Annotated in this window: 13 protein-coding genes; 6 read left to right on the top strand and 7 right to left on the bottom strand. The window is 58.6% G+C overall.

Going from position 1 to position 13,305, the window contains the following annotated elements; all coding sequences use genetic code 11:
• Window positions 1-53 precede the first annotated feature (53 nt).
• The 5 genes from ftsZ to mutT all read left to right on the top strand — a co-directional run bounded on the left by ftsZ (window position 54) and on the right by mutT (window position 6,210).
• Window positions 54-1,205 (top strand): cell division protein FtsZ, encoded by a 1,152-nt coding sequence (gene ftsZ, locus EBL_RS15775; protein WP_002464049.1) that lies wholly within the window; start codon window positions 54-56, stop codon window positions 1,203-1,205.
• Window positions 1,206-1,306: 101 nt separating this feature from the next.
• Window positions 1,307-2,224, top strand: a complete 918-nt coding sequence (gene lpxC / locus EBL_RS15770; protein ID WP_002464046.1) for a UDP-3-O-acyl-N-acetylglucosamine deacetylase — start codon at window positions 1,307-1,309, stop codon at window positions 2,222-2,224.
• Window positions 2,225-2,463: 239 nt separating this feature from the next.
• Window positions 2,464-2,985, top strand: a complete 522-nt coding sequence (gene secM / locus EBL_RS15765; RefSeq protein WP_002464044.1) for a secA translation cis-regulator SecM — start codon at window positions 2,464-2,466, stop codon at window positions 2,983-2,985.
• Window positions 2,986-3,042: 57 nt separating this feature from the next.
• The gene (gene secA / locus EBL_RS15760; protein WP_002464042.1) at window positions 3,043-5,748 is read left to right on the top strand and encodes a preprotein translocase subunit SecA; all 2,706 of its coding nucleotides are present in this window, start codon (window positions 3,043-3,045) and stop codon (window positions 5,746-5,748) included.
• Between the two features lie 69 nt (window positions 5,749-5,817).
• Window positions 5,818-6,210: an 8-oxo-dGTP diphosphatase MutT gene (mutT, locus tag EBL_RS15755; protein ID WP_002464040.1), complete on the top strand. Its 393-nt coding sequence runs from the start codon at window positions 5,818-5,820 to the stop codon at window positions 6,208-6,210.
• A gap of 13 nt (window positions 6,211-6,223) precedes the next feature.
• Here mutT and yacG read toward each other — a convergent pair whose 3' ends face one another.
• The 3 genes from yacG to coaE are packed head-to-tail and all read right to left on the bottom strand — an operon-like array spanning window position 6,224 to window position 7,797.
• Window positions 6,224-6,424 (bottom strand): DNA gyrase inhibitor YacG, encoded by a 201-nt coding sequence (gene yacG / locus EBL_RS15750; protein WP_002464038.1) that lies wholly within the window; start codon window positions 6,422-6,424, stop codon window positions 6,224-6,226.
• 9 nt (window positions 6,425-6,433) lie between these two features.
• Entirely contained in the window at window positions 6,434-7,177 is a 744-nt protein-coding gene (gene zapD / locus EBL_RS15745) for a cell division protein ZapD (RefSeq protein WP_002464036.1), read from the bottom strand.
• Window positions 7,177-7,797 (bottom strand): dephospho-CoA kinase, encoded by a 621-nt coding sequence (gene coaE, locus EBL_RS15740; RefSeq protein ID WP_002464034.1) that lies wholly within the window; start codon window positions 7,795-7,797, stop codon window positions 7,177-7,179. The genes zapD and coaE overlap by 1 nt, the downstream gene beginning before the upstream one ends.
• A gap of 269 nt (window positions 7,798-8,066) precedes the next feature.
• Between coaE and EBL_RS15735 the strand changes: the two genes are divergently transcribed.
• The gene (locus tag EBL_RS15735; protein WP_002464033.1) at window positions 8,067-9,110 is read left to right on the top strand and encodes a GMP reductase; all 1,044 of its coding nucleotides are present in this window, start codon (window positions 8,067-8,069) and stop codon (window positions 9,108-9,110) included.
• A gap of 51 nt (window positions 9,111-9,161) precedes the next feature.
• On the opposite strand, the gene hofC is transcribed toward EBL_RS15735, so the two are convergent.
• The 4 genes from hofC to nadC form a co-directional block, all read right to left on the bottom strand.
• Window positions 9,162-10,358, bottom strand: coding sequence for a protein transport protein HofC (gene hofC, locus EBL_RS15730; RefSeq protein ID WP_002464031.1), 1,197 nt, complete (start codon window positions 10,356-10,358; stop codon window positions 9,162-9,164).
• On the bottom strand, window positions 10,358-11,725 hold the full coding sequence (locus tag EBL_RS15725) for an ATPase, T2SS/T4P/T4SS family (protein WP_002464030.1): 1,368 nt from the start codon (window positions 11,723-11,725) through the stop codon (window positions 10,358-10,360). Before EBL_RS15725 ends, hofC begins: the two co-directional genes overlap by 1 nt.
• Window positions 11,722-12,192 carry a prepilin peptidase-dependent pilin gene (gene ppdD / locus EBL_RS15720; RefSeq protein ID WP_002464029.1) on the bottom strand — a complete coding sequence of 157 codons (471 nt, stop codon included), beginning with the start codon at window positions 12,190-12,192 and terminating at the stop codon, window positions 11,722-11,724. Before ppdD ends, EBL_RS15725 begins: the two co-directional genes overlap by 4 nt.
• 173 nt (window positions 12,193-12,365) lie before the next feature.
• The gene (gene nadC, locus EBL_RS15715; RefSeq protein WP_002464028.1) at window positions 12,366-13,256 is read right to left on the bottom strand and encodes a carboxylating nicotinate-nucleotide diphosphorylase; all 891 of its coding nucleotides are present in this window, start codon (window positions 13,254-13,256) and stop codon (window positions 12,366-12,368) included.
• Between the last annotated feature and the right edge of the window lie 49 nt (window positions 13,257-13,305).

Here is a 13,305-nt window from a genome sequence, read left to right as displayed (position 1 = left end):
GACCGTAGAAAATTAGCGGTCTCAGGCGAACAGGCACAAAACGGAGAGAAACTATGTTTGAACCTATGGAATTGACCAACGACGCGGTGATTAAAGTCATCGGCGTCGGTGGCGGCGGCGGCAATGCGGTTGAGCACATGGTGCGTGAGCGTATTGAGGGTGTTGAGTTCTTCGCAGTCAATACGGATGCCCAGGCTCTGCGCAAAACGGCGGTAGGCCAGACGATTCAGATCGGTAGTGGGATCACTAAAGGTCTGGGTGCTGGGGCTAACCCGGAAGTGGGCCGCAATGCGGCGGAAGAAGACCGTGAAGCGCTGCGCGCTGCTCTGGAAGGGGCTGACATGGTGTTTATCGCGGCCGGTATGGGCGGCGGCACCGGCACCGGTGCGGCACCTGTGGTGGCTGAGGTGGCAAAAGATCTCGGCATCCTGACCGTTGCGGTCGTGACTAAGCCGTTTAACTTCGAAGGCAAAAAGCGTATGGCCTTCGCAGAGCAGGGGATCACCGAGCTGTCTAAGCACGTTGACTCTCTGATCACCATCCCGAACGACAAGCTGCTGAAAGTGCTGGGCCGCGGTATCTCGCTGCTGGACGCCTTCGGCGCGGCTAACGATGTGCTCAAAGGCGCAGTTCAGGGTATCGCTGAACTGATCACCCGTCCGGGTCTGATGAACGTCGACTTTGCGGACGTGCGTACCGTGATGTCAGAAATGGGCTACGCCATGATGGGCTCCGGTGTGGCCTGTGGTGAAGACCGTGCCGAGGAAGCCGCCGAAATGGCTATCTCCTCCCCGCTGCTGGAAGATATCGATCTGTCCGGGGCGCGTGGTGTGCTGGTCAACATTACAGCGGGCTTCGACCTGCGTCTGGATGAGTTCGAAACCGTGGGTAACACTATCCGTGCCTTTGCATCGGATAATGCCACCGTGGTTATCGGTACCTCTCTGGACCCGGATATGAACGACGAGCTGCGCGTAACGGTTGTTGCTACCGGAATTGGCATGGACAAGCGTCCTGAAATTACCCTGGTGACCAACAAACAGCAGACCCAGCAACCGGTTCTGGACCGTTACCAGCACGCAATGACGCCGATTCAGCAGGAGCAGAAAGGTGTGGCTAAAGTGGTGAACGATAACGTTCAGCAGCCGGCAAAAGAACCTGATTATCTGGATATTCCGGCCTTCCTGCGTAAGCAGGCTGATTAAGAATAAACCGGAAGTTGGGATCACAGGCTCTTTGTGCTACACTGGCCCGCCGGGAGTGATATACACTCTCAGTTGGATAGGTTATTTGGCGAGATTATACGATGATCAAACAAAGGACATTAAAACGTATTGTTCAGTCGACTGGTGTCGGTTTACATACCGGCAAAAAAGTCACGCTGACATTACGCCCTGCGCCGGCAAACACCGGGGTCATCTATCGTCGCACCGACTTGAATCCACCGGTTGATTTTCCGGCAGATGCCAAATCTGTGCGTGATACCATGCTCTGTACTTGCCTGGTTAATGAGCATGACGTGCGGATTTCGACAGTGGAGCACCTGAACGCCGCTCTGGCTGGTCTTGGTATCGACAACGTCGTTATTGACGTAGACGCGCCTGAAATCCCCATTATGGATGGCAGTGCAGCGCCGTTTGTATACCTGCTGCTTGATGCAGGTATCGAAGAGCTGAACGTCGCGAAGAAATTCCTTCGTATCAAAGAAGCTGTACGCGTAGGTGATGGCGATAAATGGGCTGAGCTGGCGCCCTACAATGGTTTCTCTCTGGACTTTACCATTGACTTTAACCACCCGGCGATTGATGCCAGCAACCAGCGTTACCGGCTGAACTTCTCCGCAGAAGCCTTTATGCGTGAGATAAGCCGTGCCCGCACCTTCGGTTTCATGCGTGATATCGAATATCTGCAGTCCCGTGGCCTGGCCCTGGGCGGCAGCATGGATTGCGCGATTGTGGTTGATGACTATCGCGTACTGAACGAAGACGGTCTGCGTTACGAAGATGAATTTGTACGCCACAAAATGCTGGATGCCATCGGCGACCTGTTTATGTGTGGTCACAATATTATCGGTGCCTTTACGGCATTTAAATCCGGCCATGCCCTGAACAATAAACTGTTGCAGGCAGTGCTGGCTAAACAGGAAGCGTGGGAATACGTAACCTTTGAAGATGACGCTCAGCTGCCAGTGGCATTCAAAGCGCCTTCACGGGTATTTGCGTAACCGTCGCACCTGAAAATAACGACTGGCTCATCCGGCGCCCTCTCTCCTGCCGGATGACTGGTCGTTTTTTTATTCCTCAGATTTATCTCTCCGCGATTACTGACTGCTGAACATTTGCTCAAATCCGCTGCCGGTTAATCTGCATTGCGGGTGCCGGAATGTCCGAATAGTGATAATATCCTCAATCTGTTATTCAGGGCTCCGGGTTTGTTTTACACATCCTTTTTCAGGCGGGTACGGTGATCGGTATTCTGGATCGTTGGCGACAATTAGGCAGGCGCTATTTCTGGCCCCATCTCTTATTCGGGATGGTTGCGGCCAGTTTCGGCCTGCCTGCGCTCAGCGCCAGTGCACAGACACCCGCAAAACCGACTGAGACCTCAGCCCCCTCCCTTGCGCACCGGGCATTACCGGCCTATTTTGACGGGCTGGCCCTGTTACAGGAGTCCGGGCGCCGGGCATCGTTCGCCCAGGTGGATTACTGGCATCAGCATGCCATTCGTACGGTTATCCGCCATCTCTCTTTTGCCCTTGCCCCCCAGGCTCTCCACGATGCTGAAGAAGCATGCTCCCGACCGCATAATGCCCGGCATTTTGCGCTGCTTAACAGCCTGAGCTCTTTGCTGACTCAGGCCGGGCGGCCCCCGGTGGTGGTACGGCAAATCGCCCGTACCGGCCATGAACCCGGCGCGGTATACAGCACCACTACGTGGATAAGCCTGGTGCAGGGGATCCGCGCCGGCCCTCTGCGTTTCAGTTAATTCTTCCTGTTTTTTCTGAATATTATTAACTGCCTCTGAGGGCACTGGACTTTTATTATGCTCGTGAATTTACTGACAAAAGTATTTGGTAGCCGCAACGATCGTACTTTGCGCCGTCTGCGTAAAATTGTTAACCGTATTACCGCCATGGAACCGGCCATGGAAAAACTGTCCGATGATGAACTGAAAGCGAAAACGGATGAGTTCCGTGCCCGCCTGGAAAAAGGCGAAACGCTGGAAAGCATTATTCCGGAAGCCTTCGCGGTGGTCCGTGAAGCCAGTAAACGCGTCTTCGGTATGCGCCACTTTGATGTTCAGCTGCTGGGTGGCCTGGTCCTGAACGATCGCTGCATTGCCGAAATGCGCACCGGTGAAGGTAAAACCCTGACGGCAACGCTGCCGGCCTATGTCAATGCCCTGAGCGGCAAAGGCGTGCACGTGGTCACGGTCAACGATTACCTGGCCCAGCGCGATGCGGAAAACAACCGCCCGCTGTTTGAGTTCCTTGGCCTGAGTGTGGGTATCAACCTACCGGGTATGCCGGCACCGGCAAAACGCGAAGCCTACGCGGCCGATATTACCTACGGCACCAACAACGAATACGGCTTTGACTACCTGCGCGACAACATGGCGTTCAGCCCGGAAGAGCGCGTACAGCGTAAACTGCACTATGCGCTGGTGGATGAGGTGGACTCCATCCTGATCGATGAGGCCCGTACCCCGCTGATTATCTCCGGCCCGGCGGAAGACAGCTCCGATATGTACCGTCGGGTGGATAAAATTATCCCGCATCTGCTGCGCCAGGAAAAAGAAGACTCTGACACCTTCCAGGGTGAAGGGCACTTCTCGGTGGATGAAAAATCCCGCCAGGTAAACCTCACCGAGCGTGGCCTGGTGCTGATTGAAGAGCTGCTGGTGCAGGAAGGCATCATGGATGCCGGTGAATCGCTGTACTCACCGGGCAACATTATGATGATGCACCATGTGACCGCAGCACTGCGTGCGCACGCGCTGTTCACCCGCGATGTGGACTACATCGTTAAAGATGGCGAAGTCATCATCGTTGATGAGCACACCGGGCGTACCATGCAGGGCCGCCGCTGGTCGGATGGTCTGCACCAGGCCGTTGAAGCCAAAGAAGGGGTGGATATCCAGAATGAGAACCAGACGCTGGCCTCCATCACTTTCCAGAACTACTTCCGCCTGTATGAAAAACTGGCCGGGATGACCGGTACAGCGGATACCGAAGCCTTCGAATTCAGCTCTATCTATAAGCTGGATACCATCGTGGTGCCGACCAACCGCCCGATGATCCGTAAAGATATGCCGGATCTGGTCTATATGACCGAGGCGGAAAAAATTGCTGCCATCATCGAAGATATCCGCGAGCGCACCGCGAACGGCCAGCCGGTCCTGGTGGGGACAATCTCGATTGAAAAATCCGAAGTGGTCTCTGATGAGCTGACCAAAGCCGGTATTAAGCACAACGTGCTGAACGCGAAATTCCACGCCAACGAAGCGGCGATCGTCGCCCAGGCCGGTTACCCGGCGGCAGTGACCATCGCCACCAACATGGCCGGTCGCGGTACGGATATCGTGCTGGGCGGTAGCTGGCAGGCCGAAGTGGCCGCCCTGGAAGCGCCGACGGCAGAGCAGATTGCACAAATCAAAGCCGACTGGCAGGTGCGTCACGACGCGGTGCTGGCCTCTGGCGGCCTGCATATCATTGGTACTGAGCGCCACGAATCGCGCCGTATCGATAACCAGCTGCGCGGCCGTTCTGGTCGTCAGGGGGATGCGGGTTCTTCCCGTTTCTACCTGTCGATGGAAGACGCCCTGATGCGTATTTTCGCCTCTGACCGGGTGACCAATATGATGCGCAAACTGGGGATGAAACCTGGCGAGGCCATTGAACACCCCTGGGTGACCAAAGCTATCGCGAACGCCCAGCGCAAAGTGGAAAGCCGCAACTTTGATATCCGTAAGCAGCTGCTGGAATATGATGACGTCGCCAACGATCAGCGCCGGGCTATCTATACCCAGCGTAACGAGCTGCTGGATGTGAACGATGTGAGCGAAACCATCGCCAGCATTCGCGAAGACGTGTTCAAAATGACCATTGATAACCACATTCCGCCCCAGTCACTGGAAGAGATGTGGGATATCCCGGGCCTGCAGGAGCGGCTGAAAAACGATTTTGACCTCGACCTGCCGATCAGCGAATGGCTGGATAAAGAGCCGGAGCTGCATGAGGAAACCCTGCGCGAGCGCATTCTGACCAGCGCCGTTGAAGTGTACCAGCAGAAAGAAGAAGTGGTGGGTGCCGAGATGATGCGCCACTTTGAGAAAGGCGTGATGCTGCAGACCCTGGACTCCCTGTGGAAAGAGCACCTGGCGGCGATGGACTACCTGCGCCAGGGGATCCACCTGCGTGGTTATGCCCAGAAAGATCCGAAACAGGAATATAAGCGCGAGTCTTTCGCCATGTTCTCTTCTATGCTTGAATCACTGAAATACGAAGTGATCAGCACCCTGAGTAAAGTACAGGTGCGGATGCCGGAAGAGGTTGAAGAGCTGGAGCAACAGCGCCGCGAGGAAGCCGAACGCCTGGCCGCCATGCAGCAGCTGAGCCACCAGACGGATGACGAAGCCGCAGCGGCTGCCCTTGCCGGGCAAACCGGTGAGCGCAAAGTCGGGCGTAATGATCCCTGCCCGTGTGGTTCCGGTAAGAAATACAAACAGTGCCATGGCCGCCTGAATTAAGGCCCGGCAACAGACAAAGGCGCAGCTTGCTGCGCCTTTTTTAATGACTTTTTGGGTGGGAAAAGACCAGTGACACATCTTAACGTCGCCGTTGGCATTATCCGTAATGCCGGGAAGCAAATTTTTATTACCCGCCGCGCAGCCACAGGCCATATGGCCAGTAAACTGGAGTTCCCGGGCGGGAAAGTGGAGCCCGGAGAGTCGCCAGAGCAGGGGCTGGTGCGGGAGCTGGAAGAAGAGGTCGGGATCCTTGCCAGTGACTACTCCCTGTTTGCCCGCAAAGATGTGCAGTTTGGCGAACGCCAGGTCACGCTGTGGTTTTATCTGGTTGAAAAGTGGCAGGGTGAGCCCTGGGGGAAAGAGGGGCAACCCGGCGCGTGGATTGCCCAGTCTGCCCTACAACCGGCGGATTTCCCGCCCGCTAACCAGACGGTTATCGAACAGCTGCAGTCCGCCTGCTGAGTGCAACGCCCGGTCAGCGGCCGGGCTCTTCCTCGCTCCAGCCATCGGTGTCGGACATGTCACCCTGGCTTGGGATCCGTTTCTCTTCCGCCGCCCACTCACCCAGGTCGATCAGCTGGCAGCGTTTGCTGCAAAAAGGCCGGTACGGGCTGGTCTCATTCCAGATAACAGACTTACCACAGGTGGGGCAGGTGACTCGGGTTTCTTCAGACATATAACTTCCTTAACAGCAGGCCAGCTCGAAGTCGAAGCGCTCAGGAACGGCGCCGTTTTCAGCATCGAGTGGCATAAAGCGAATGGCAAACCGGCTTTTATGGCCGGAAACCTGTGGATACAGCGCCCCGGCAAGATCAAGGCGCAGGCGCAGCAGATCCGCATCTTCGCCGTTATCCTGAAAGAAGCCATTCAGGCTGGTCTGCTTACGCAGAGGGGCGGAATTGCGGATAAGCTCAAGGATCATTGACAGGGCATCCTGCAGCGGGCGCAGGGTTGCCAGCCACTGGCTGACCTGCTCGTCACGCCGGGACTGGGGCAGATGGAGCCAGATAAACAGGCTGGGGAGATCAAAACCGCAGCAGCCGCCGGGAATGCTCAGCCGCTGGCGCACCAGCGCAATATGGCGGTCTTCACGCAGGGACTGGCCCAGGCGCGGCCCGGCCATCAGTGCGCTGCCCCGTTCGCGTAACTGGCTGCCAAGGGCAGTGATGCGATCCGTATCCACGCCGGGTACGTTGGTCCAGTTCTGCAGTTTGCGCTGCTGGCGCTCCAGCTCTTTGATAATATCGCTGCGAATATCACCCCGTTCGAAAATATCCAGTAACTCTCCGATATTGCGGAAAAAGTGCAGTGCGGTGGCGTGATCGGCTACCGGTAGCAGGGCTTCGGATTGTTGCAGCAGAAATTCAAGACGTAGCCAGGTGCGCATTTTTTCATTGAGCGGATGCTCAAAAAAGACATGATTGCTCATTATTTTTTTTCCTGTGTTTCTGCCTGTCTGGCCAGCGTTAAATAGTGTTGATGCAGGCGGGCGACACGGGCAGTAACCGCATCCGGGGAGCCATCATTACAGATAACGTCATCCGCCACGGCCAGGCGCGCGGCGCGGGTGGCCTGGGCTGCCAGGATCTGGCTGGCGTGTTCACGGCTGACATTATCCCGCAGCATGGTGCGCTGAATCTGCGTTTCCTCTTCCACATCGACCACTAATACGCGCTGTGCCCGGTGGTGCAGCTGGTTTTCGACCAGTAAAGGCACCACCCATAGTACATAGGGAGAGCGGGCCCGGGCCAGCTCATCGCGGGTTTTTTGCTGAATAATGGGGTGTAGCAGATTGTTTAGCCACTGTTTTTTTTCTGGGTGGGCAAAAATCATTTCCCGCAGCGCCCGGCGATCCAGGCTGCCATCGGGCTGTAAAACGGTGGGGCCAAAGTGGGCGGCTATCTGCTCCAGTGCAGGCTCGCCAGGTGCGACAACCTGGCGCGCGATGATATCTGCATCCACCACGGTGATCCCAAGGCTGGCGAAGGCATCCGCAACGGTGCTTTTCCCGCTGCCAATTCCGCCCGTTAACGCGACCGTGTAGCACATAGTGTCAGTATTCCAGGTTTTTTATCAGGATAGTGATGGCGCTGTTGCGTAACGAGGGCAGTGATCGCCGGTGCGGGCGCGATAATCACCTCCGTTATGGCCAGGCTGGCTATGCAGCGGGTAAATTTAGTGGATTGTAGCGTAAAAAAGAGCAGTTTCGCAGTCTTGCAGAGCCATAATTAGTGCGTATGATAGCTGCACTGGAGTTGGCCGTTTCATCGCCGATTGCGCAATTATGTTCGACGTTATTCAACCCCAGGAATTCAGCCATGCGTATTGAAGAAGATCTGAAGTTAGGTTTCAAAGACGTTCTTATCCGCCCTAAACGTTCTACCCTCAAAAGCCGCTCAGATGTTGAGCTTGAGCGCCAGTTCACCTTTAAACATGCCGGTATTACCTGGTCTGGCGTACCTGTTATTGCTGCGAATATGGATTCCGTGGGGACTTTTGCTATGGCGCAGGCGCTGGCAGGGTTCGATATTCTGACGGCGGTACATAAACACTACTCGGTCAGTGACTGGCAGGGGTTTGTGGCCAGCGCAGCGGCCGATGTGCTGAAACACGTGATGGTCTCTACCGGCACTTCCGATGCGGATTTCGAAAAGACCCGGCAGATCCTGGCCCTGAGCCCGGCGCTGAATTTTGTCTGTATCGATGTGGCAAACGGTTACTCTGAACATTTTGTCCGCTTTGTCAGCAAAGCCCGCGAAGCCTGGCCGGATAAAGTCATTTGTGCCGGAAACGTGGTAACCGGTGAGATGTGCGAAGAGCTGATCCTCTCTGGTGCCGATATTGTCAAAGTGGGGATTGGCCCGGGCTCCGTATGCACCACCCGGGTAAAAACCGGCGTGGGTTACCCGCAGCTTTCTGCGGTTATTGAGTGTGCGGATGCGGCCCACGGTCTGGGCGGGCAGATTGTCAGCGACGGTGGCTGCACCGTACCTGGCGACGTGGCCAAAGCCTTTGGCGGCGGGGCGGATTTTGTCATGCTCGGCGGTATGCTGGCGGGCCATGATGAGAGCGGCGGCACTATTGTTGAGCAGGATGGTGAGAAGTTCATGCTGTTCTACGGTATGAGCTCTGAATCGGCCATGACCCGCCATGTTGGTGGTGTTGCTGAGTACCGCGCCGCAGAGGGGAAAACCGTGAAGCTGCCGTTGCGTGGCCCGGTGGAGAATACCGCCCGTGATATCCTCGGCGGCCTGCGCTCTGCCTGTACTTATGTGGGGGCGTCCCGGCTTAAAGAGCTGACCAAGCGCACCACTTTTATTCGCGTGCAGGAGCAGGAAAACCGGGTATTTAACAGCCTGTAATGCCCGCTCACGGCACACTGCCCGGTGTGCCGTCTGGGATCCTGTGCCTGTTCAGTGCAGGATCTCCCCCAGCTGAAACAGCGGTAAATACATCGCCACCACCAGCGTACCGATAATTCCCCCCATGACCGCCATCATCAGTGGCTCCAGTGCGGCCGACAGGGCAGATGCCCGGGCATGTGCCTGCAGATTAAACTCCTGCGCCAGGTGCGCGAGCATGGTGTCCAGCGCGCCGGATGCCTCACCCGTTGCCACCAGCTGGACAGCCAGCGCCGGAAACAGCGGGCTCCGGGCCATCGCCCGGGAGAGCGGCTCCCCGGCGTTGATGTCGGCCCGCAGGCGGACGATCGCCTCCTGCCACAGGGCGGCGGGGAGTGCGGTCTGCGCTGCGGCCAGGCCATCCGGCAGCGGAACGCCTGCCCCCTGGGTCAGCGCAAGCGTGGTAAACAGGGTGCTCATGCGCTGGTTGCGTATCAGCGGTGCAATCAGTGGGGTAGCCAGCAGGGCGCGCTGCCCGGCCCGGCGCAGTCGCAGGCTGCGGCGCCTGGCCGCAGCGACCCCGGCGGCCAGCATTCCCCCTGCCAGCAGCAATACCGGCCCCCAGCGGCCGGTAAATGCCGCAAGGCCAATAACCCCCCGGGTCAGGGCCGGGAGCGGTGCGTTAAAGGTCTGGTAGATTGCCGCAAACTGGGGCAGCACCAGCCCGACCATGGCGGCGCAGACCAGCAACGCAACCACCAGAACAAAGAGCGGATAGCGCAGCGCTTTTACCACCTGTTGTTGCAGGTGGTGCTGTTGTTCCAGCTGCCGGGCCAGCTGGCGGCAGCAGTTATCGAGCTGGCCGGTCAGCTCGCCGGTGGCTATCAGGGCGCAGACCAGGGGCGGAAACAGGCCGCTGGCGGTCAGCGCGTCTGAAAATGCCTGCCCCTGATTAATCCGCGCCTGTATCGTGGCCGCCAGCGCCTGCCAGGCCGCAAGCGGGTGCTGGCGGCCAAGCAGCCCCAGGGCATCGTTCAGGTTGACGCCTGCCTGTAACAGGGTGGCGAGCTGGCGCAGGAAGGTTATCCGGTGGCGTATATGCCAGCACTGATACCCGGGGCGCGGGTGGCGGCGCAGGCGGAGAATATGGAGGCCCTGGTCTGCCAGCTGTTTTGCCGCCAGGGCTTTTGCCGGGGCCAGTATCAGCCCCTGGCGGTGCTGGCCCGTGGCGGTGATCGCCTGCCACTGCCAGAGGGCGGGCCCGGGCATCAGAGATCCCCCATCACCCGCCAGACCTCGCTGACCGAGGTTACCCCCTGGCGGATAGCCGCGTGTGCGCTCCGGGCAAGTGTCGGGTGCCCACCGTCCCGGGCCTGGCGGGCCAGCGCGTCGCTGTCTGCCCCCCGGATAATCGCCTGGCGCATGGCGGGATCCGGCGGGAGCATTTCAAACAGCGCTTCGCGCCCGTAGTAGCCGGAATAGCAGCGCTCACAGCCCCGGGGCAGCCAGTGTTCCGCTATCTCGCCGGGATCTTTACCCGCCGGGCTGGTCAGCACCGCCGGTTCACTTGCGGGCTGGCGACAGTGGGGGCACAGCCGCCTGACCAGGCGCTGGGCAACGATCAGCCGCAACGTGGAGGCCAGCATCCAGCCGGGGATCCCCATCTGCTGCAGGCGGATGACCGTCTCTGTTGTGGAGTTGGTATGCAGCGTGGAAAGCACCAGGTGCCCGGTTTGCGCCGCTTTGATGGCGATATCTGCGGTCACCGCGTCGCGAATCTCCCCGATCATAATGATGTCCGGATCCTGGCGCAGTAAGGCGCGCAGGATCAGCGGGAAATCCAGCCCGGCTTTGGTGTTGATCTGGGTCTGGTTGATCCCGGGTATCGGGATCTCTACCGGATCCTCCACGCTGCAGATATTTACCCCGCTGCGGTTAAGGGCGTGCAGCCCCGCATACAGGGTGCGGGTTTTGCCGCTTCCTGTGGGGCCGGTCACCAGTATCAGCCCCTGGGGGCTGGAAAGGGCCCGCTGCCATAGCGCCTGCTGTGTATTCGTCATGCCCGGTATCTCTGCGGAGTATTGCGCCGCCTGTGGTGCCTGTAACCGCAGCACGGCTTTTTCACCGTAGCGACAGGGCAGAGTAGAAAGCCGTAGTGCCAGGGTTGTGCCGGCAACGCTGGTGCTGAACTGCCCGTCCTGGGGCAGGCGGCGCTCGGCAATATCCAGGCCTGCGCTTATCTTCAGGCGGGCCAGTAGCGGAGCAGCCTGCCCGGCTGGCAGCTCTTGCAGCTGCTGCAATACACCGTCTACCCGCAGGCGAATCGTCAGGTGCCCGTCACCGGGCTCAATATGAATATCCGAAGCCCGGCGGGCAATGGCGCCCGCCAGTATGGTCTCCAGCGGATCGTCTTCCTGCCCCGGGGTCGGCCCCTCCGGGTGTGCCAGGCTGGCCTTTTCCAGCTGTTCAGCGGACCAGTAGCTGACGTGTACCTGTTTGTTGCTGGTAAAGCGCAGCGCCCCCAGCAAGTGCTCTGCCGGGGGGCGGGCCACGGCAATATACAGGCTGTGTTCATCCTCACGCAGGAAAACGGCCTGATGCTGGCTGCACAGCGTGTTCAGGGTGTGGGTTGTCATGCGCCAGCCCCTTCGGCTGGTGGGGGAGTGCCACCGTCGTTATAGCGGAACACATTTTCGCAGGCCTGCTGTAGCGCGCTGTCGCTGCCGGCCCGGCACTGTCGCTGCCAGCTGCTCAGCCCGTCGCTGTTGCTCCAGCGGGGGGTCATGGTCACCGTGAGCCCGGTCAGGCTCTCCTGGCCTGTAAGGGTGATAACGCCGTTACTGATACTCAGCGCAGAGACATAGCGCGAGCTCTGGCGCTCCGGAATACCGTGGCTGCCGCTATTGCAGCCCGCAATGCCCCCCTGATCCAGGGCGCACAGCTCCACCGCGGTGCGCAGCGGCAGAAAGGTTTGCAGCATATCGGTGAGCGCCGCCTTACGCAGGTAGTTCTGGTAGGCGGGGATCCCGGTCGCGCTGAGAATGGCAATAATACCGATGACAATCATCAGCTCGATCAGGGTAAAGCCCTGTTGTTTTCCCATAGTGTCCTCCTGATGTGGCAGTCAGGGCACTGTGGCAGCACCAGCGGGGGCAGGCGAGGGGAGATTAACGCAAGCAGAAGCGCCCTTCCGGGGTATTTTTCGCGTTACATAATATGCCCGGATAAATGCGCGATACCTTCAGAAACGGGGGCCTGGGCCCCCGCAAAAGCGTCTTAGTGAAAGCGCATGGATAAATCGAGGGCGTGAACATGCTTGGTCAGCGCACCGACCGAGATGTAGTCCACACCGGTACTGGCAAACGCGCGGATCGTCTCTTTAGTGACGTTGCCGGAGACCTCCAGCCGGGCTTTCCCCGCCGTGCGCTGTACGGCTTCGCGCATCTGGTCGATATCAAAGTTGTCCAGCATGATGATATCTGCCCCTGCATGCAGCGCATCTTCCAGCTCGTCGAGATTTTCCACCTCCACCTCGACCGGCACATCCGGGTGCAGCCAGAAGGCTTTTTCAACGGCGGCGCGCACTGAGCCGGAAGAGATAATATGGTTTTCTTTGATAAGAAACGCATCAGACAGGCCGAGGCGGTGGTTACTGCCGCCGCCGCACAGTACGGCGTATTTCAGCGCGCTGCGCAGGCCGGGGAGGGTTTTACGGGTATCCAGTAACTGGGTGCGGGTGCCGCTGAGCAGGTCAACGTAGGTGCGCACCTCGGAGGCGACCCCGGAAAGGGTCTGGACAAAATTCAGCGCGGTACGCTCCCCGGTCAGCAGGATCCGGGAGGGGCCCTGCAGCTCAAACAGGGTCTGATCGGCGCGGACGGCATCACCGTCTTCAACGTGCCAGGTCACGACCACATCGCCCCCCAGCTGAATAAATACTTCTTCGACCCAGCGCTTGCCGCAAAAGACGCCATCTTCACGGGTGATGACCCGCGCATGGGACTGGCTATCAGCCGGTAAAAGCTGGGCGGTGATATCGTTGCTGGCGTCAACTTCGCCCCCGAGATCTTCGCGCAGGGCACGGGAGACGATTTCGGGAACATCCAGGTTGATACGCTCAAGGAGATCTTCGCGGCGGCTGTCGGGGTTATAACGGCGGGGTGGCATAATAAAACTCCGAAATGGCTGATAAGTAAAAAGTTGAATCATGCTACTC

Origin of the sequence: Shimwellia blattae DSM 4481 = NBRC 105725 (assembly GCF_000262305.1) — a bacterium.
GTDB classification, from domain to species: Bacteria; Pseudomonadota; Gammaproteobacteria; order Enterobacterales; family Enterobacteriaceae; genus Shimwellia; species Shimwellia blattae.
Note: the sequence above shows the minus strand (reverse complement) of the source record. Positions and strands in the feature narration are given on the sequence as shown.